This is a genomic window from Pseudomonas stagnisoli, from assembly GCF_048595745.1.
GTDB classification, from domain to species: Bacteria; Pseudomonadota; Gammaproteobacteria; order Pseudomonadales; family Pseudomonadaceae; genus Aquipseudomonas; species Aquipseudomonas alcaligenes_A.
In genome coordinates this window covers 1,948,834-1,968,296 of the sequence record NZ_CP184361.1, presented here as the reverse complement: position 1 = coordinate 1,968,296, position 19,463 = coordinate 1,948,834, and the positions used below count along the sequence as shown (strand labels likewise).

Here is a 19,463-nt window from a genome sequence, read left to right as displayed (position 1 = left end):
AAAAAACCACATCACACCTTACACTAGAGCCACACTCGGAAAAGTTAAAAAATGTTCAGGCTTTATTCATGCCAGAGTAAGTATTTTGTGTAAATTTTAACTTTCTCAACACACTCATTCCTTCTCCCGCCTGCACCCCGGAAAAATAACCTTACAGATATAACCAGCGCATAACGAATGTCTACCGATTCCTAATCCGGATCCCAAAACTCGTACTCGCCTCAGAAGACAGTTCCCCTCACGCTAAAGCTTCAATATGATCCTGAGCCCGGGTGCAGGATTTGCATCGCTCGGATCAATGGACATTACCGAGGGAACCTGATGTCGTCGCTCACTCCCCCAAGCAGCCTTACCCCTCATCACGCCAAGTATTTCGCTTGGGAGCTCACGCGCCGTCGCGCTGCCAGCGAAGAGGATCGGCTCTCCCAATCTCTGTTCGATGCCAGTGTCGATCTCAATCCACACCAGATAGACGCAGCTCTTTTCGCCTTGCAGAACCCACTCAGCAAAGGGGTGATGCTGGCGGATGAGGTAGGCCTCGGCAAAACGATCGAGGCCGCCTTGGTCCTGTGCCAGATGTGGGCAGAACGCCGCCGTCGTTTGCTCGTCATCTGCCCGGCAGCACTGCGCAAACAGTGGGCACAGGAGCTCTCCGACAAATTCAATCTACCGACCCAGGTGCTGGACGCACGGACCTGGAAATTGCTCCGCGAGCAAGGCATCTACGACCCATTGGATCGCGACGTCATCAGCATTATGTCGCTGAACTTTGCAGCCCGGATGGAAGAGCAGCTTGGCAACATTCCCTGGGATTTGGTCGCCATCGATGAAGCCCACAAGCTGCGCAACGCCCATCGCAAAAGCAATGAAACCGGCCAGTCGCTCAAGCGTTCATTGGCTGGACGGCGCAAGCTTCTGCTGACCGCCACCCCTCTGCAGAACTCATTGATGGAGCTGTATGGTCTCAGCTCCTTGATAGACGAAGACATCTTCGGCGATGAGCGCAGCTTCCGTGCCCAGTACAGCAACATCGACGCGGACCTGGCTGCGCTACGTCGCCGCCTGCATGCATTCATCAAGCGCACACTGCGTAAAGACGTCCTTGAGTACGTTCCCTATACGCAGCGTCACGCACTGACTACGCCGTTCACCCCCAGCGATGATGAACAGCGCCTCTACGATCTCATTTCCGCCTACTTGCATCGCGACTTCAGCTACGGCTTTCCACAGCGGCAAAAACATCTCGTCGCACTCATCCTGCGCAAGCTCCTGGCCTCTTCTACAGAAGCCGTTCTGGCTACCCTGGAAGCAATCAAAGCGCGTCTACAGAAGCTACTGGATCGCCAGAGCATCGATGAGGAATGGTTCGAGCATCTGATCGAAGAGAACGAACTCGAAGAAGACCTACTGGAAGCCGCAGCTAGCTACGAATCCCAAGACTCTGCAAGCAAGATCGACTTCGAGCTGCTGAGCAAGGAAATCACCGAGCTCGATACCTACATCGAGATTGCCCACAGCATCCGCGAAGACCAGAAATCATTCGCCTTGCTCAATGCGCTGGAGCAAGGCTTTGCACGCATGTCCGGCATGGGCGCCCCACGCAAGGCCGTCATTTTCACCGAGTCACGCCGGACTCAAGAATACCTGGCCCGTTTTCTAGAAGCCCACGGCCACCTTGGCAAAGTCGTCACCTTCAGTGGCGGCAACCAGGGTGAGGCCGCTACCGGCATCTATCAACGCTGGTTGGCTCGCTACCACGGTAGTGACCGTGTAACCGGCTCGCCAGCTATCGATCGCCGCACAGCGCTTATCGATCACTTCCGTGATACGGCCGAAATTCTGATTGCGACCGAGGCTGCCGCTGAAGGTGTGAACCTGCAGTTCTGCTCTTTGGTTGTGAACTATGACCTGCCGTGGAACCCGCAGCGGGTAGAACAGCGCATTGGGCGTTGCCACCGCTATGGCCAACGGTTTGACGTGGTCGTCATCAACTTCCTCAACCAGCGCAATGCCGCAGATCGACGAGTCCTGGAACTCCTTCAGGACAAGTTTCATTTGTTCGATGGCGTTTTTGGTGCGTCCGACCAGGTGCTCGGCAGGATCGAAGCCGGCATTGATTTCGAGAAACGCATTGCTGAGATCTACGACTGCTGCCGCACCCCACAAGAGATCGACGCAGCGTTCGCCAGCTTGCGTGCTGAGCTGGACGCCGACATCCAGGCAAAAATGCTGGAAACCGAAAAGCTCCTGCTGGAAAACTTCGACGCGGACATTCACAGCCTGCTCAAGACCCACAAAGAGCGCGCCGAAAGCCAGCTAGACCGTATAACCCGCCTGTTCTGGAAGCTAACTCAGTACATCCTGGCTGAGCACGCTAAATTCGACAGTCAGAACCTGGCTTTCGATCTCAAGCTGCCACCTCTTCCACAGGTGGTCATAGGGCATTATCAGCTCATCCGCAAAGGCGAACAGGCCAAGCAGATTCAGCCTGAAAACACCCGCATCTACCGGCTTACACACCCGCTTGGTGAATACGTTCTCGATCGAGGCCGCAGCGCTTCGACACCCAGCTCAACGCTGCACTTCAGTTATGCGCAATGGCTTGAAGCCCGTAACCCACGCATCAGCGTTATCGAGCAACTGCTGGGTAAACAGGGCTGGCTTCAGCTCAACCTGCTTGAGCTCGATAGTTTTCAGCGCGAAGAGCACTTGGTTTTCACCGCCATGACCGATAGCGGCGAGCTACTCGATCAAGAAACGTGCGAGAAGCTCTTCCAGCTTTGCGCAAATGTAGAGCCAACGCAGATCAGCCCGCCTGATGATCTACATGGCAATGCCCGTCGCCAGATCGATGCCGCATTGAGCCAAGCACTGGAACAAAATGACAAGTTCTTCCAGCAAGAACGCGACAAGCTGGATGCCTGGGCCGAAGACCGCATTCTCGCTGCCGAGCAAGCCCTACAAGACACCAAGCTCAAGCTCAAAGGACTGAAACGTCAAGCGCGAGTTGCCCAGAGCATGGACGAGGCCCGCCGTCTGCAGGATGACATTCGCAAGGTAGAGGGAGAACAGCGGCGTCAACGCCAGGAAATCTTCTCCGTGGAGGACGAAATCGAGGCTCGCCGCGATGCGCTCATAGAAGCTCTGGAGAAACGCCTGCATCGCGCCAGCCGTACCCAAACACTCTTCACCGTGCGCTGGGCCGTGATTTGACACGTCTCCGAAAGAGCATTTCGAGAACACGAGGGGCACACATGTCGCTAACAGCGACATGAACGCAAAACGTGTCGCCGAAATCTAAAAATAGCGACACGTCGTGCATACATGTTTACACTGCAACCACGAAAAGGGCGCTCACCAGAGCGCCCTTGCCATTAGATGGATACCAAGGATCAGGATTGCATCCATGACTGCATCCCCCCTGCCCTGGCAGGCTGACAAGCCCTATAACCAACTTCCGCCATTGCCGCCCACGGCAGAGCTGGAGACCCGTGCAGTGCTCAAGCGCTGCATCGAGGCCCGCACAGCCCTGGCGGAATTGAAGCAAGCAGCCGAGCTGATTCCGAACCAAACGGTATTGATCAACACCATCCCGTTGCTGGAAGCCAAGGACAGCTCGGAAATCGAAAGCATCGTCACTACCACGGATTTGCTCTTCCAGCATGCACAGGATGGTGAAAATCACGCCGACCCGGCCACCAAGGAAGCCCTGCGTTATCGCAAAGCCTTACACCAGGGCTATCAGTCCTTAAGGGCGCGCCCACTATCGACCGTCACGGCAGTCGAGATCTGCCGCACGCTCAAGGGCGTGAATATGGATATTCGTCGGGTGCCGGGTACCCAGTTGGCCAACGACCGCACCGGCGAGATCATCTACACACCACCGGAAGGTGAAGAGCATTTGCGCGACCTGCTCGCCAACTGGGAGCGCTTCCTGCACAACGAAACCGACCTAGACCCGCTAGTGCGCATGGCCGTTGGGCATTACCAGTTCGAGGCCATCCATCCATTCGCCGATGGCAACGGCCGCACCGGGCGCGTGCTCAACACCCTGTACCTGATTCAGGAAGGTCTGCTGAGCCTGCCGATTCTCTACCTCAGCCGATACATCATCGCCCACCGCGCTGATTACTACCGCCTGCTGCTGGATGTCACCCGCGAACAGGCCTGGGAACCTTGGCTGCTGTACATGCTCAGCGCCGTGGAAGAAACCGCCCGCTGGACCACCGCCAAAATCGCCGCCATCCGCAGCCTCTCAGAACACACCACCGAGTTCGTGCGCGAACGCCTGCCGAAAACCTATTCCCGTGAGCTGGTCGACGTGATTTTCGAACAGCCCTACTGCCGTATCAGCAACCTGGTCGACAAGCAGATCGCGCAGCGGCAGGCCGCCTCCCGCTATCTGAAAGAGCTGGTCGGCATCGACGTCCTGCGCGAAGTGCAGGTCGGTAAGGAAAAACTCTTCATTCATCCCAAGCTGATGCAGCTCCTGACGCGCGACAGCAACGTATTCCAGGCCTACGCCTGACCTTTATCGAGACATACCCATGAGCAAGCAAAAAGACCAATTCATCGCCCTGCTGGGGGAACTGTTCCAGCTCAACCAACCCGAGCTCGACTTTGGCCTGTACCGCATCCTTCACGCCCGTAGCGCCCAGATAAAGGCCTTTATCGACACCGAGTTGGGCAGCGAGATTGATGCCCACTTTGCCGAGCAATCGCAAAGCAACGCTCACGACTCGCTCGAAGCCGCCCGGGTCAAGGTCGCCGAAACACTCGGCGAAGATGCCTTTCTGCCCACGGGTGAACTGAAACCCGAGTATCGCGGCACCAAGGTTGGCAAGGAGTTCGAGCTCGCTCAGCAGCAAGCCCGCGACGGCGGCGGCGTGTTAGCGGACGATGCCCAGGTATACGAGCACCTGTACCGATTCTTCAGCCGCTACTACGACAAAGGCGACTTCATGTCCAAGCGCTACTTCGTCGCCGAGAACGACAGTCGCGCCGCACCCTATGCCGTGCCTTATGACGGCCGTGAAGTCATGCTGCACTGGGCCAACAAAGACCAGTACTACATCAAGTCGAGCGAAGCGCTGAGCAACTTCACCTTCGACCTCAGCACGGCACAGGCCAAGGAACAAGGTCAGCAAAGCGGATTCGACTTCCAACCCGCACAGGCCAGCCCGCTGAAGGTGCACTTCCGCCTGGCTGCTGCCGCAGAAGGCGAGCACAACAACGTCAAAGAAAGCCAGGAGCGTTTCTTTATCATCCACGACTCGCAAGCCCTGCAGTTGGAAGTCAACGACCAGGGCCAAACGGAGCTCGTCGTCCAGTTCGACTACCGCCCCGATACTGAAAAATCCGGCCAGACCGGCACCTGGCAGCAAAAGCGCCTGGCAGAGGCCGAACAGGTAGTCGCCGAGCAACTGGAAAATCTGCTGTTCGCTCATCCAGAACTTCGCCCATTCCAGGAACTGCTGTTCGCCCCCGCACCGACCGATAAACAGCCCAACCGTACGCTGCTGGGTAAATACCTGGGGCAGTTCACCGCCCGCAATACAATGGACTACTTCATCCACAAGAACCTCGGCGGCTTCCTGCGTCGTGAGCTGGATTTCTATATCAAGAACGAGATCATCCGCCTCGACGATATCGAAGCCGCCGATGCTCCGCGCGTGGATGAATACCTGAAGAAACTGCGTGTGCTGCGCAAGATTGCCCGCCGCATTATCGACTTTCTCGCCCAGCTCGAAGACTTTCAGAAGAAGCTTTGGCTCAAGAAAAAATTCGTTGTCGAGACTCAGTACTGCATCACTTTGGATCGCATACCGGAAAGTTTTTATCCTGAAATTGCGGCCAATGCTCGGCAACGGGATGAGTGGGTAAAGCTATTTGCCATTGATGAAATCAAGGAAGATATGACTCAATCAGGCTATACCACACCACTCACCATTGACTTCTTAAAGGGTAATCCGTACCTGCAGATTGACACTGCCTTTTTTGATGAAAGCACGAAAAACAGAATAATTGCCTCGCAACAAGACCTAGATTCAACAAATAATGGAATCCTGGTTCACTCTGATAATTTTCAAGCTCTAAACCTACTCCAGGCAAAGTACAAGAAAAATATTGATTGCATCTACACAGACCCACCATACAACACAAGCGCATCATCTATCATTTACAAAAACAATTACAAAGACTCCTCCTGGCACACCTTAATGCAAGACAGATTAGTTCTTGCAAAGGAATTGATGAAAGATCATTCAATCATCGCAATCGCCATTGATGACGAGGAAGTTTCGCCACTCCGTTTTATTCTTGACGAAATATTTGAGAAGGAGCTAGGCGTAGCTATCGTCAGATCTAACCCTCAAAGCAGAAAAGCCACAGGAAAACTTTCCCCTGTTCATGAGTACATCCTATTTTACGGAAACTCTGAAGAAACAACGCCATATTCTATAGGCTATAGCGAAACAAAAGCGGCACGATATCCATTTAGCGACGAAAACGGTCGTTACGCCTGGCTTAACTTCATAAGAACCGGCAACAATGATCTGCGACAAGATAGACCAACACTTTATTACCCTATTGCCGTCAACTCAGAAAACAACATACGCATTCCTAAAATGACATGGAATGCTGAAAGCCAGAGCTATGAGCTTCAGGAAGAGATAGCTCCTGATGAACAACTAGTGTTCCCGATCAAGGAGATCAACGGGAGTCGCATAGAGAAAAGATGGCAGCGCGGGCACGTTCGCGTCCACTCGGACTACAGTGACTACAGAGTACGTCGAACAAACACGGGAGAGATCAGTATAGATTTCAAAACCCGGATGGATGAAGACGCCTTGCCTGTTACATGGTGGGACAAGCCTGAATATGCATCTGCAAACTATGGCGCTGCAGAACTGAAGGCACTTTTTCAGGAAAACACATTTGACTACCCAAAAGCCAAAAAACTTGTAGAGGACTCTTTACGAGCCTGTGGCGCCGGCCATCACAACAATGCGGTTGTACTAGACTTCTTTGGCGGCTCTGGCACTACAGCAGATGCGGTTATCGCAATCAACAAAGAAGAAGGTAAGAGCACCAGGAAGTACATACTAATAGAGCAAGGCAAGCATTTTGACGAAGTCCTAAGACCAAGAATACAGAAAGCTTCCTATTCTACGGACTGGAAGAACGGCAAACCAACCTCTCGCAAAGGTATTAGCCACTGCTTTAAATATCTGCGCTTGGAGTCTTTCGAGGACACCCTAAATAACCTGAAACTTCCAGACACGCCTCACCTGAATGTCAGCTCGACCGACACCAGCGAGATGGCCCGCGACTACTTGCTCAAATACTGGCTGGAATTCGAAACAACTAGCAGCCCGAGCCTGCTCAATGTTAGCGAATTTAGTGACCCGACTGCCTACACACTCAAGGTCAAACAGCCAGGCAGCGATGCTCAGGTGGAGAAAACCATCGACCTGGTGGAGACCTTCAACTGGCTGATTGGCCTGCATGTCGCCCACCTCGATCAGCCGCGCCGTTATGCCATTGAAATGGTGCGCGAAGCCGACCCCGAGCTGCCGCAGGATCAGGACACGCGCTGGCGCACCACCTCAATCAAGGAGCGTGAAGACGGCGAGTTCTGGTTCCGCGCGGTGGAAGGCCATGTGCTGCGTGTACCGGGTGATGAATTGTCACGTGAGCGCGTGCTGGTCATCTGGCGCAAGCTCACCGGTAACTCCGGTCGCGACCAGGCGGCGCTGGAGGCCTGGTTGGGCAAACGTGGCATCACCCCACTTGAGAGTGAGTTCGCCACCATTTACGTCAATGGCAACCATGCACTGCCCAGCGATGGGGAAGCGGCCATGCGTGTGCGCTTGATCGAAGAAACCTTCGCTCAGCGCATGTGGGAGGACGCCTGAGATGGCTCGTGCTCCACGTAAAGGCAAAGCTCAACCGCCCTTGGTGGCCAGCCATTTCCAAGAGGCGTTGGTGCTCAACCAGTACCTGGTCAGTCTGTTTGGTATCGACCCGCTGGTCACGCACAAGGACGGCACTCACAACGTTCGCCCGCTGGAGATCATCGCCAAAAGCCTGCGCGGTGCCACGGCGGGCATCGACAAGAATGGCAAGCATCACTTTCTCACCGCCCTGCTCTCGCACTTGCCGCCCCATGCTGCGTTGAGCCCGGCGGAGCTGGAGCGCTACGACGCCAATCTGGTGGCCCATACGCGCACCATCAATGCGCGCCGCAAGCACAAAGGTGAAATTGCCTGGAAGTACTTCCAGTGGCTGACGCTGTTGTTCGTCGAGATTTACCTCGACCGCTATTTCAACGACCGCCAGGGGCTTTGTGTTGCTCTCAACGCCTTTATCGAGCGTTTCAACCAGCACCACCTCACGTTGGGGCGTGAAACCGGCATCGGCGCTTACGCCGTCGAAGACCTCAACAAGCTCTGCCTGCAAAACGCCACAGGCAGCGGGAAAACGCTGCTGATGCACGTCAACCTGCTGCAGTTTGCCCAGCATGCACGGGCTACCAGCCAAGCCGATGATTACAGCCGGGTGATCGTACTATCGCCGAATGAGCGCTTATCCGAGCAACACGAGCGTGAGCTGCGTGAGAACGGCTTCTATCCCGAGCCGCTCAGGCAAGAAAGCGACCTTATCTCACGCGGGCAAAATGCCCTGGATGTGCCGCTGCTGACCGAAATCACCAAGCTGGCGGACGAGCAAAAGGTCAAGCAGATGGCTGTCGACAGCTTCGGCGATGCCAACCTGCTGCTGGTGGATGAAGGCCATCGCGGCATGAGCGGCAGCGACTGGAAGAGCAAGCGCGACAAGCTGGCCGCCAAGGGCTTTACCTTCGAGTACTCCGCCACCTTCAAACAGGCCGTCAAGGCGGCCAATGACCGTGCACTGGCTGAAAGCTACGCCAAGGCCGTGCTGTTCGATTACAGCTACCGCTACTTTTATGCAGACGGTTACGGCAAGGACTACCGCATATTCAACCTGCCCAAGGATGAGCTGGCGCACAAGGACACCTACCTCACCGCCGCTCTGCTGGCGTTCTACCAGCAGCTACGCATGTACACGGAGGCCGGCAAGCGTTACGCCGGCTATAACCTGGAAAAACCACTGTGGGTCTTCGTCGGCGCCAGCGTCAGCGGGCGCAAGGTCGACGAGGAAAGCGTATCGCCCTCGGACGTCGCGCAGATCCTCGATTTCCTCGCGCGCTTCCTGGCCCATCGTGAAGCCTTCACTACGCTCATCGACACCGTGCTCAACGGCAATAGCCAGCAGACCGGCCTGCTCGACGCCCAGGGCCGCGATATCTTCATACAGTCGTTCCCCTACCTGAAAAGCTTGAAGCACAGCGCGGCGCAGCTTTATGCCGATATCTGCCAACGCCTGTTCCATGCCCCTGGTGGTGGTCATCTGGTGGTCGAGCGGGTGAAAGGCGACAGCGGCGAATTGCTGCTCAAGGTGGGCGAGGCCGAACAACCCTTTGGCGTGATCAACGTGGGTGACGCCGCAGCGCTGGCCAAGCATGTGCAGAGCGAGCTGGAAGACAAACACTCCCTGGCCGAGGTTCGCCCGAGCGAGTTTGGCGAGCCGGTATTCGCGGACGTGCACAAGCCGACTTCGCCCATCCATATGCTGGTCGGCTCGAAGAAATTCATCGAGGGCTGGGACTGCTGGCGCGTGTCCAGCCTTGGCTTGATGCGTATGGGCCAGAGCGAGGGCGCACAGATCATTCAGCTTTTCGGCCGTGGCGTGCGCCTGCAAGGCAAGGACATCAGCTTGATGCGTACCAGCCGCTATCAGCCGGTCAATCCGCCACAGGATATTCACTTCCTGGAAACGCTGAACGTGTTCGGCGTGCAGGCTGACTTCATGGCGACCTTCCGCGACTTTCTGGAAAGCGAAGGTCTGCCTCCGAACGACGCGCCGCATGTCGAGGAAATCAAGCTCAACGTCACCCATGACTTCGGCCAGAAGCTCAAGATCCTGCGCTCCAAGTTCCGCAAGGACACTCAGGAACAGTACGACTTCCGCAAACATGGCCCCATCGTGGATCTCAGTATCGATGCCCTCCCCCCAGGCATGACCAAAGGCGCCATGCCGTTGGTGGTCGATCGCTTCCCACGCCTGCAGATGCTCCAGGCCACCGAGGTCACCGGCCAGACACCAGAGGCTATGGCCAACCCACCTCGCCACTTCGACAATCTGCGGCTGTCGATGCTGGACTGGGATCGGCTTTGGTTCGATTTGGAGCGTTTCCGTCGCCAGCGACATCTGGATAACGTCATTATCAAAGCCGGGGCATTACGCTCGCTGCTGGAGATCCCGGACTGGTATCGCATCCTGGTGCCGGCGCATTGCTGGACACCTTCGATGGCCAATCAGCGTCACTGGCAGTCCATTGCACTGGAATTGCTCTGTGGCGCTCTCGAACGCTGCTTCAATCACCAGAAGCGCAAATACCTCGACCCGCGCATGGAGCTGGTGCTGCTCACGCGTGAGCATGAAAACCTGCCAGGCGACGACGCCAGCTATCAGTTGATCGTCGAAGCAACGGAGCAATACCTGATCGACGACATCCGCAAGCTGAAGGACGAGCTCGTTCAGGTTGGCTGGCGCGACAGCGGCTATATCCAGGGTTTGAGGCTGGATGCTCACCTCTACGAGCCACTACTTTCCAGCGAGAAGGTGAAGATCCAGCCTGTCGCGCTGAACAAATCCGAATTCCAGTTCGTTGACGACCTACGACGATGGCTGCAAGCCAACGAGGAGAATCTTGCCGAGCGTGGTGAGCGCATCTTCTTGCTACGCAACCTGGCTCGCAAAGGCGTTGGCTTCTTCGAGGCAGGTAACTTCTATCCCGACTTCATCCTTTGGTGCCTGAAGTCTGACGGCAGCCAGCGCATCTGCTTCATCGACCCGCACGGTCTTGAGCATGAAGGCCCTGGCAGCGACAAGGTTCAGCTCGCCCAAAACATCAAAGATCTTGAAGCGCGCCTGAATGATCCAGAAGTGAGGCTAGAGTCGGCCATCCTATCGCCAAGTACGAACCGCATGCGTATCGAGCATCTGTGGAGCCAACAAGGCCTTGGCGCACCTAACCTGGGCGATCTGCACGTATTCTTCATTGGGGAAGACAACTACATGGACAAGGTTCTGGAGTTAATACTGAACTAATAGCCACGGCAGCTGGCTTCGCTGTCAGCTGCCGCGCCCCTCAAATAATAACTAAGCAATTAGTGAATAAACCAAATCCACTAAAAATACCCGCAAAAAAATAACAAAACGATATTTTATTTACTTCTTCATCACCTGCATCATCCACACCCAGGCAATCACGACCTCCATACACAAGAGAGCCTGCCTGTGAAAGAAGTCGACATAAGCGAAGCCCAAGCACTATTCCTCGAAATGATTGAGTCCGCGGCACGCGGAGAGATCACTACAATCAGCAGGAACGGGAAGTCAATTGCACGAATTGTACCAGTTAAACATTCACGCACAGGGATGCTTGAAGGGGTTTACGAGGTGCCTGACGACATAAAAACCCCCTTCGCTCAAGAAATAGAAGAAATGTTCTACGGAAACGATTCCGAAAAATAGAACACCCGCATACCCTCCCCCTTTTTTATTACCACACGAGGATCCATCATGGACTTTCTTCGACGGGCAGCTGCACGCCATGGAAATTATTACGACTACAGTAAATTCATCTATCGAGGAGCTAGAGAAAAGGGTGAAATTATCTGCCCTGAGCATGGAAGCTTTTGGCAATCTCCAAACAACCACCTTCGCGGCACAAAATGCCCAGCCTGCGCAAAAAAACTAAAGCACAAAGGATCATTTAAATCCGAATGCGAGAAGCATGGCGTCAACTATTGGAGCGCACTTAAACGCCGCCAATCCGGCATGTCTTATGAGCGAGTCTTTAGTGAGTCCCCGCTACGCTCTGAAAGAGCAATCAACGAGATAACTGTTTACGGAATTAGCTACCCAAATGTAGAGGCCGCAGTTCGCGCTATAGATCCACCTGCAACGAGCACAACTATTTCCCGCTGGCTAAAATCTGGAATCTCCTCCGATGAAGCCTTCGCCAAAATACCCAACCCAGGCTATGCAAACGGCATAATTTATTTAGCCGAAAACAAATTAAATAGAAAACAATATATTGGTCTTTCGATACTTACTCTCGAAGAACGCTGGCAGAGACACTGCGAACAAGCTGCTAGAGGGATAATTAAAAACTCATTCTCATTACATGCAGCCATACGCCAATATGGCCCTGACCAATTCCACGTTAAAAAAATTGATAGTGGCACTACAAAGGCCGGCCTTGAGGAGCTAGAGCGATATTGGATCTCCAAGCTAAATACACTAGCTCCTCACGGCTACAATATTTCAGCAGGAGGATGTAGCGGTGGCTCATGTGGTATGACAACCCCTATTGACGGGATCATTTTCCCCAGCAAAAGATCAGGCGCCGAGTATCTTGTTAAGACAAGAGTAATTTCTCTAGCAGCAGCCAAAGCAAGGATTCGCACAGGACGTATTGATGTAAAAGCACCTCCCAAACCAGGTAAGGGACTATGCAAAACACCTGCTTATAAATCTTGGAGTAGGCTGGTTCACGGCGTCCTGAATCCGAATAGTAAGATCTACATAAAGGATATCCACATGCATGAACCTTGGTGGAATTTCTCAAACTTTCTTACTGATGTTGGCCAGCCCAGCCAGGCCGGAATGGCACTCTCCCGGATAGATAAAACACAGGGGTTCTTCCCCGATAATTTGCGATGGATGACGAAGAGCGAGTCATCGAGGCGAAACGCCGAGCAGATGAAAGAGCTCGGCAAGCTGGTAGGCCGAAGAAAGTTTTCCCTGACTGTTGCAGCGATCACTAAAACGGGTACGGCTTAATACTCTTCCGACCAAATCATTATTGTAGACAGTGATTTTTTTATAACCACTCTCTACCAATAGCGCTAATGGAGCCAGATCCTCATCCGACACTAAGAGCCCCTCCCATTTTTTGTCGATGGAAAGGACTTTGGCAAAACGAATTGCTAGGTCACTGTCACTTTTTATTCTTCCACTCCTCATCGCTTACGACATTTAGAATCATGGTCATCGACGAATAGACATGAACCTTCGGTAGATTAGCCACGATCATATCGTCCTTGAAGTAGTGGTGAGCAATTGAGGGAAACAACTCCTCCGGCACAGGATACAAGGCGCGAGGGTTGTGAAACATGTTCATACCTTCGGCCCAGGTTTCCTCGCAGTTCTCGTCGACCTCATAGGCAAACAATTTTGGCAGCGACGCATTGGGATCGTGATCATGCATGGCGCCTCTGCGGATCAATCTGATGTTGCTATCACCGAAGCCTGCCTGCTTGCCCATCCTATTGAATTTGGAGATCGTTCCGCTCGCAGAAAACATGATGGCACTGATGTTTTCTGCACCAGGTTGGAAGAAGAAGCCGGAAGGGATCTCCTTATTACCCAAGATGTGCTTATCAATTTTCTGAGGGGTGATGACCAGCCTTCCCGATTCATCATAGTGATGGTCGTGATGCACGCCGTAGAGATAATTTATGAGAGCAGTAGATGTCCACAGCATGGACTGGTTGTCATGGAAATCCGCGATAGCGATAACTATAGGTTTTCCGGAAACGTGCTCCATCTCCCAATACTTTTTTTGAAGCTTAGAGAAGAGTGGACTGCCGAATTTTATAGGCATTTCATTCCGAGTCTTCTCTAGCATCTGCTCCAGAGTCATCTCAGGGAATGTGTTGAGTTCAAGCGCCCCCTTACGGCCAACGATGGTCGCTTCGATAGCTACTGTATGTCCGTATTTTTGAACGATGAAATCAGGAGCGTAATGTGCTCGGTCGAAGAAGAGCCCCTCTTCCACCAAATAAGCATTTAGATAGAGCTCCCATACCCTGGCATCGAAGCCTGTGGTCTGAAACTGCTCGATAAAGTTTCCATCAATATCGATGTAGTGAGGCATCATCTCGCGGATAATGCCCCTGGCAGCCACGTGCGACGGTTCCTTCGAGAGGATTTGAAAGTAGGGGTGGAGTTTTTCCTCAGCTTTAACCGGGGTGAAGATATCCAGGGCTTTACCCTCTTCATCGCCTTGCTCGAAAACCGTTTCCCCACCCATCGTCATGGCGGTGATCTTATCTACCAGCCAGGCATGCGCGGACTGCGGTGTCTCCATAGAGACTTTCTGATCGATACAACGGTAACGACCTATAGCATCTCTTCCCAGCAGAATTGCAGTGAAGTCTTTGTCGTGGATATCGATGAGCACGACGCCTAGGACAGTTTCATCTTGGTTTGCGAACCACCCAATTTCGCGGGTAAAAAACTCGGTCATTGGGCTGCGGGACTGGCCTATTAGAGCGGAGAAACGCTTCAAATCCATTTCGTTGATTACGACGTCAGTCATCTACTGCTCCATGCATGGGGCTACATCTCAAGAAAAACCACCTTCCGATAACACCTACAGGCGCAACATCTAGAAATGGTACTTGTCGAACCGGCGTTTAAAGGCCTCAGCAGACCCTTCCATGATGTCCAGAACTGCAGTGGCCGTATCAGTCCGATCTAAGCCGCCTGCAGCCAACTTAGTGCCCCTTCCGTCGGTGACCTCTAAGGCATACACCAAGTCGGTGTCCGCATTCACAGGGAGGTTGGCGTTATGCGTGGCCAGAATTAGCTGACGCTGGTTCTTCACGCTACGTAGCAAAGGCACTAGTTCGCGATAGATAAAATTTGAGTCCAGTTCATCTTCTGGCTGGTCAATGACAATTGGCCCCTCACCTTTGGCCAGCAGTAAGTGCAAGATCGCCGTATTACGCTGCCCCTCAGAGAGGGCCTGACTCTGCACACTACCAACCAGTGTTTTATCTGCTCGGTATAGTTCAATATCGACGCGCTCCTCGACTCGGGTCAGTCGAGCGATTCGCCACGAATCTTTCTGATTGTTAATGTAGCCCTTCAGCTCGTCTTTGTACTCCAGCAGCGCTTTTGGCAAATCGCGCCGCCCTGCCATCACCTCACGGATATGCAACCAAGGTGAGCATGCTTCCTGCGGAGCCTCCTGCAGATGACTAGAGAAGCTTTCAAACATTATTGTGCCAATGTGCGTCCACGCCCTTCCCAAGCGGCTTCGACCATCAGGGGCCATAAGCTCCCAGGCCTGAAGGAATCCCCCTGCGTCTGCCATTTGCTGGATAAGCACACGAATAGAGCCTTGGGCTCTTTCATTTATTTCAATGGCAGTGCTCTGTCGAACAGCAAACTGTCTCCCCCACAACGCGCTTATTTCATCCAGGGCGTTACTCAAACGCTCACGCTGAGGAGCAAGCACATTTAACCGCTCCTCCTTCCCCTGCAAAGACTGCAGCTTGGCCTGTCGAGATCTATCAATTTCCTGCAACCGCGCTACATCCTGCGGCTGCAAGCCTCGCTCATGGCAAGCCCGGAGGAACGTCCCTTTGGTGCTTTCCAACTCTCGCGAAACCTGCTCCCATCCTTCACCGCAGCCGAAGAGTTTGATCGCATCTTGCCTAAGCTGTGCTGCCAGTGCGGCTACCTGTGCTTGGTAACCCAGCCGCATCTTGGCTGCCTCTTCAGTGAACTCATTGAACCACTCTGACCTGGGCCAGACCTGTACATGACCATCATTGAGCACGCCCCGCGTTGACAGATCTTCGGCCAGCTGGGAAAACCGCTGTATGTCTTCATCGACCTGAGTGCGCACCTGATCGGCATAACGTCGGGCCGCTTCTGCATACTGATACTGCTGCGCCTCCTCTTGAACCTCACGCCGCGCTTGCCATTGTCGATTAAGCTCCTGGATCTCCTGCTTGAGAACCCTGACTTCTTCAGTCAAAGCGCCGATCTGATCCATGCCAGCGAACAGCTGGTGGATCTCTGCTCGTAGAGTATCCTCCTGACCTTTCAGTTCTTGGAGCTCAACGGAGCAAGCTTCATCAATCATCGCCAGCAGACTGTCACCACCATTAATATCCGTGAGCTCGCTCAGTTGCTGCTGACTATAGAACTGCACGGGAAGCTGGCGGAGAAAGACCTCAAGGTCATGCGCCTCACCCTGGAGTAGCGCATGGCCCTCTTGCGGTTTAAGCGAGATGACGTCCACCTGGCCTGGAATTCCCTCCCAGCCCACCTGCACCTCTGCCTCCTCAGTAAAGGTCGCTTTAACCCGCTCGAATTTCGCCCGGTTAGAGGCAGAGAAGGAGTCCCCTCGGTCGCGTCCGAATGCAAACCGCAATAGCTCCAGAACCGTAGATTTTCCCGTACCTCGCCCGCCAATCAACGTATTGAGGTTCGGTGAAAAATAAATCTCCTGATCAGCGAGAAACTTGAAACCGCGGCACTTCAGGAACACGATTCGCGGGTGTGTTTGCGCGTCTGAGGGCCGGTCTTCTTGCAGACGAAGCCTCGACTTACCGTCGAGAAAAGCCTGGCGGAGCGAGCTGATCGAAGGTTTTGATGACTTAACCCAGGTGTAGCGATAGCCCAACGCGTTTTGGAGAGGATGCCCCTCAGCATCTGCTTGCAGCGACTTTGCATCCGACGACTGCACATATGCGGGCTGCCGCCCAGCACGCGACCAGTCCTTATTGCGCCCCTCCAAGATCGAGCGATATTTCTCGGACATTGGATAACCGGTTACCTCCAGAGCCAAAAGCCCTGGCAGCTTGTAGTCATCAATATTGCGAGATGCCGAAAGCAAGCCGTCCTGTTGGTCAGCATGGGCGGCAATTACAATCCCGCCATGATCCTTCTGAACTACCTCAAGCAAAGTCTTCAGGCTGACCGGCTCGTCCCCTCGCCGCAACGCAGTAGGCATCCCAGCACGAAAGCGCTGATTCTCTGCGAGTCCTAGCTTAATTAGGATCATGTTGACACGCCGCAGGTGACTTACCTTGGTGGCAGGCTCAAATAGGCACAAGACGTGGTAGCCAATATCCACCTCAAAGCCCGGCAGAATGCAGAGAGGTGGACGACCAAGCTCCCTAGCAACAGCCTTGTTCTGCTCGATTAGATGGGTAAGGAACCAATCGCGGGGCTCAGTCTTCTCAGAAAAGTTGTGATCGGTGATACCGATAGCCTCGAGCTCCAACTCATGGCAGCGATGTAGAAAGCGCTTGGCCTTGCTTTGTATATCGTCCTCGTTAGGTATGCCGTCTTGCATCGGCCGACGCGGGCTCAGCAGCCGCATATCGTCATCAGCCCAGTGGCGATTGTCCTCTGGCGTCTGAACCTGAAAATCCATTTTGAACCAGCGCATCCCCTGATATTCGCTCACCCTGCCCCCTACCCCTCAATACCGTAGTCGTTTTGAACTTTCGCACCGACGTCCATAGATCGGATCGCAGTAATAGCACTGCAGTACTGAGTCGACTTTACCTTGCCGCTGGATTACACGGGTAGGTGTCGCGCGAGGCTCCATCTGGGCAACTTCCTACGCAGGGCAATCCCCAGTGCCGCAACTCAGCAAACTGAGCCAAATGCAGCACAGAGTTAGCTTCCGGCTGGAGGCTTGGAGATCGGAAATCTAACCTCGCGACAAGCCTGTACAGAATCCGCTTTGGGGCCGAAAGCGGTTGACTGGAGCCCGTGATTAAAAGCCGCTTGCGCCTGACGGATCTATGAGAACTTCACCTGAATCCACTCGCGCAGCCAAATGACGCCATTCTCGAGTTCGATGCATTCCAATTGGACTAGCCGGTTGATCGCCGACGCATACTGGCCAGCGGTCAGCGGAGGTAAAGTGCAATTGGCTCTGAGTTCGTTTACGCGCTTGAAGCCCTCCGACTCAGCTATCTTGCGCTCACCATTTCGATGATTCCAAAGTGCAAGTATCGTGACGGCCTCGATCTCCGAAAACTCTTCAACCGCTCCGCGCCACACCTTGTTCCAGATGTAAAGACCAACAAGGGCGATGGCGATTTGCGGCGCGACGGGCAGTGATGCAGCACCGAGACCGGCAAGCGTCACATCTGGGACAACCTCGAGCAGCTTCCTCCAGTTCAGCACGAGGTTGCCAGGCTTCCGGGACCGTGCTCTCGGCGAGTCGTACAAAGAGTTGATCGTTATGAGTCCAACCGTGAACTCAGGCTCTTCGGGTGGGGTGATCCTAGCGAAAGCGTTCACCACGCGAAGCCTATCTTCCGCCGTAAGGGTTGCACCAACTGAACTGAGCGCCGCGTACTCTATTAGCTGCTTCCGCTTTGCAAGTACCGCGTCTTCGTCGAATTCCATAACAATGATGTGTCCTAGAGGCTCAGATTAAAGTGGGATATTTAGCCAGAGCGAAGTAGCCTGCGACAATGCTCTGCAGGCCCGGGAAGCTCTATCTAGGGGATCGCCAAAGCAAAGAAGCCAGTCAGGAATGGGCTGGCCAGCACTTTCAGATTGTAGCGCCACGAACAACCACCGCCTCAAACACGCTTGCGATTGTGATAGGGGTAAACCCACCAAAGCGAGTCCAGCACAAACGGTCACCAAACGGTCACCAGAAACGGCCTTCGACATTCAGAAAAGAAAACCGCACCCATAAAAAAATCCAGTCACCGCTAAGTGACTGGATTTTTTAGGGTTTTTTGGTCGGGACGGAGTGATTCGAACACTCGACCCCTTGCACCCCATGCAAGTGCGCTACCGGGCTGCGCTACGCCCCGACGATGCTTCCGTGTTACCGAAAGCGAGGTGGACTTTACAATAAGCTGCTGAATTGTGGAAGTTTTTTTTACTGCAGGGCACTTATTTACGCAGTACCAGCAGAACATCCTCAAGCTCGGCAATCATCTGCCGGATCAGCTGCCTGTACTGGGTGGTGTCGTCCTTGGCCTCGTCGCCGGAGAGACGCTGACGCGCCCCGCCGATGGTGAAGCCCTGGTCGTACAGGAGCGCTCGGATCTGGCGGATCATCAGCACGTCTTGGCGCTGATAATAGCGACGGTTACCCCGCCGCTTCACCGGATTGAGCTGGGGAAACTCCTGCTCCCAGTAACGCAAAACATGAGGTTTGACGGCACAGAGGTCGCTGACTTCGCCAATGGTGAAGTAGCGTTTGCCAGGGATAGGCGGCAGCTCGTCGTTATGACTTGGTTCCAGCATATGCCTCTACTCTGGCCTTCAATTTCTGGCCCGGACGAAAGGTGACGACACGGCGAGCCGTGATCGGGATTTCTTCGCCTGTCTTGGGATTGCGACCTGGGCGCTGACGTTTGTCGCGCAGGTCAAAATTGCCGAAACCGGACAATTTGACCTGCTCGTTGTCTTCCAGCGCGTGGCGGATTTCCTCGAAAAACAGCTCCACCAACTCCTTGGCTTCCCGCTTATTCAGGCCAAGCTCTTCATACAGACGTTCCGCCATTTCAGCTTTCGTCAGAGCCCCCATA

At 54.0% G+C, this 19,463-nt stretch carries 11 protein-coding genes and 1 tRNA gene; 6 read left to right on the top strand and 6 right to left on the bottom strand.

Features of this window, described 5'->3' with window-relative positions; translation table 11 throughout:
* Positions 1–321 precede the first annotated feature (321 nt).
* The 6 genes from ACOAPY_RS09485 to ACOAPY_RS09460 all read left to right on the top strand — a co-directional run bounded on the left by ACOAPY_RS09485 (position 322) and on the right by ACOAPY_RS09460 (position 12,936).
* Entirely contained in the window at positions 322–3,213 is a 2,892-nt protein-coding gene (locus ACOAPY_RS09485) for an SNF2-related protein (RefSeq protein WP_465156420.1), read from the top strand.
* Between the two features lie 193 nt (positions 3,214–3,406).
* Positions 3,407–4,528 carry a protein adenylyltransferase Fic gene (fic, locus tag ACOAPY_RS09480; RefSeq protein WP_465156418.1) on the top strand — a complete coding sequence of 374 codons (1,122 nt, stop codon included), beginning with the start codon at positions 3,407–3,409 and terminating at the stop codon, positions 4,526–4,528.
* A 19-nt stretch (positions 4,529–4,547) separates the two neighbouring features.
* The gene (locus ACOAPY_RS09475) at positions 4,548–7,916 is read left to right on the top strand and encodes a site-specific DNA-methyltransferase (RefSeq protein ID WP_465156416.1); all 3,369 of its coding nucleotides are present in this window, start codon (positions 4,548–4,550) and stop codon (positions 7,914–7,916) included.
* A gap of 259 nt (positions 7,917–8,175) precedes the next feature.
* Entirely contained in the window at positions 8,176–11,196 is a 3,021-nt protein-coding gene (locus ACOAPY_RS09470; RefSeq protein ID WP_465156414.1) for a DEAD/DEAH box helicase family protein, read from the top strand.
* Positions 11,197–11,385: 189 nt separating this feature from the next.
* Positions 11,386–11,622, top strand: coding sequence for a type II toxin-antitoxin system Phd/YefM family antitoxin (locus ACOAPY_RS09465; RefSeq protein ID WP_465156412.1), 237 nt, complete (start codon positions 11,386–11,388; stop codon positions 11,620–11,622).
* A gap of 48 nt (positions 11,623–11,670) precedes the next feature.
* Positions 11,671–12,936, top strand: coding sequence for a GIY-YIG nuclease family protein (locus ACOAPY_RS09460; protein WP_465156410.1), 1,266 nt, complete (start codon positions 11,671–11,673; stop codon positions 12,934–12,936).
* A 157-nt stretch (positions 12,937–13,093) separates the two neighbouring features.
* On the opposite strand, the gene ACOAPY_RS09455 is transcribed toward ACOAPY_RS09460, so the two are convergent.
* The 6 genes from ACOAPY_RS09455 to ihfA all read right to left on the bottom strand — a co-directional run bounded on the left by ACOAPY_RS09455 (position 13,094) and on the right by ihfA (position 19,462).
* Positions 13,094–14,476 (bottom strand): hypothetical protein, encoded by a 1,383-nt coding sequence (locus tag ACOAPY_RS09455; RefSeq protein WP_465156408.1) that lies wholly within the window; start codon positions 14,474–14,476, stop codon positions 13,094–13,096.
* Between the two features lie 69 nt (positions 14,477–14,545).
* Positions 14,546–17,365 (bottom strand): TrlF family AAA-like ATPase, encoded by a 2,820-nt coding sequence (locus ACOAPY_RS09450; RefSeq protein ID WP_465156406.1) that lies wholly within the window; start codon positions 17,363–17,365, stop codon positions 14,546–14,548.
* Positions 17,366–17,706: 341 nt separating this feature from the next.
* Positions 17,707–18,321 carry a hypothetical protein gene (locus ACOAPY_RS09445; RefSeq protein WP_465156404.1) on the bottom strand — a complete coding sequence of 205 codons (615 nt, stop codon included), beginning with the start codon at positions 18,319–18,321 and terminating at the stop codon, positions 17,707–17,709.
* 342 nt (positions 18,322–18,663) lie between these two features.
* Positions 18,664–18,740, bottom strand: a tRNA-Pro gene (locus ACOAPY_RS09440).
* An 82-nt stretch (positions 18,741–18,822) separates the two neighbouring features.
* Positions 18,823–19,179, bottom strand: coding sequence for a MerR family transcriptional regulator (locus ACOAPY_RS09435; RefSeq protein WP_021701547.1), 357 nt, complete (start codon positions 19,177–19,179; stop codon positions 18,823–18,825).
* Positions 19,160–19,462, bottom strand: a complete 303-nt coding sequence (gene ihfA, locus ACOAPY_RS09430) for an integration host factor subunit alpha (RefSeq protein WP_002553164.1) — start codon at positions 19,460–19,462, stop codon at positions 19,160–19,162. Before ihfA ends, ACOAPY_RS09435 begins: the two co-directional genes overlap by 20 nt.
* Position 19,463 lies beyond the last annotated feature (1 nt).

Excerpts from the sequence above, each read along its gene's own strand:
- ihfA (WP_002553164.1), bottom strand. The coding sequence starts at position 19,462 with ATGGGGGCTCTGACGAAAGCTGAAATGGCGGAACGTCTGTATGAAGAG.
- ACOAPY_RS09460 (WP_465156410.1), top strand. The coding sequence starts at position 11,671 with ATGGACTTTCTTCGACGGGCAGCTGCACGCCATGGAAATTATTACGAC.
- ACOAPY_RS09485 (WP_465156420.1), top strand. The coding sequence starts at position 322 with ATGTCGTCGCTCACTCCCCCAAGCAGCCTTACCCCTCATCACGCCAAG.
- ACOAPY_RS09445 (WP_465156404.1), bottom strand. The coding sequence starts at position 18,321 with ATGGAATTCGACGAAGACGCGGTACTTGCAAAGCGGAAGCAGCTAATA.
- ACOAPY_RS09435 (WP_021701547.1), bottom strand. The coding sequence starts at position 19,179 with ATGCTGGAACCAAGTCATAACGACGAGCTGCCGCCTATCCCTGGCAAA.
- fic (WP_465156418.1), top strand. The coding sequence starts at position 3,407 with ATGACTGCATCCCCCCTGCCCTGGCAGGCTGACAAGCCCTATAACCAA.
- ACOAPY_RS09455 (WP_465156408.1), bottom strand. The coding sequence starts at position 14,476 with ATGACTGACGTCGTAATCAACGAAATGGATTTGAAGCGTTTCTCCGCT.
- ACOAPY_RS09475 (WP_465156416.1), top strand. The coding sequence starts at position 4,548 with ATGAGCAAGCAAAAAGACCAATTCATCGCCCTGCTGGGGGAACTGTTC.